1 protein-coding gene is annotated in these 691 nt (G+C 55.1%); it reads left to right on the top strand.

What is annotated here, in order from left to right:
* Nucleotides 1-691, top strand: a 691-nt coding sequence (locus HMPREF3119_RS19725; RefSeq protein ID WP_305777632.1) for a phage tail tape measure protein, incomplete at both ends; no start/stop codon positions are given.

Raw genomic sequence — 691 nt, 5'->3', positions numbered from 1 at the left:
CAGTGTGACCAAAGCAACCATCGGGGTGGCTGGTGCCGCAAAAGGCGAGGTTGCTCTTGCGCAGGCTCAGTTGCGCGGAACACAAATTGCTGTTGCCAGAGCGCGTGCGGCAGAATACCGGGCACAAAAATCCCTGGCTGCTGCACGCGGAACCGATGCGCAGGCAGGCGCAGAAAAGCGGCTGGCCGCTGTACAGGCCTCCGTTGCACGCAATATAAACGCCCGCAATATCGCACAAAATAACCTGAATAACGTCACATCTGTCGGTTCACGTCTTCTTGGTGGTGCGCTGGGGCTGGTCGGTGGTATTCCGGGGCTGGTGATGCTGGGTGCCGGTGCCTGGTACACCATGTACCAGAAGCAGGAGCAGGCAAGACAGTCCGCACTTGAATACGCCGCCACCATTGACCAGGTTCGTGCCAATCTTAATAAAATGACGCTGCCGGAAACCGCTGATAACTCCGGTAAAACCAAGGAATCACTGGCTGCACAGAATAAACTGGTTGATGAACAGCGTCAGAAAGTCGAGGGATTAAAATCAGCGATAGCAGGATATCAGCAGATGCTGGCCTCACCCGGCCCCAGCATCAACGGCTATCTGATTAACCATCTGATCAGTCAGGAAGATGCGGTTAAATCCCTGGCGGCAGCGCAGGATGAGCTTTCGGTTGAACAGAGCAGACTGAATGAG

Source organism: Morganella sp. HMSC11D09 (genome assembly GCF_001807955.1).
GTDB classification, from domain to species: domain Bacteria; phylum Pseudomonadota; class Gammaproteobacteria; order Enterobacterales; family Enterobacteriaceae; genus Morganella; species Morganella morganii.
Note: the sequence above shows the minus strand (reverse complement) of the source record. Positions and strands in the feature narration are given on the sequence as shown.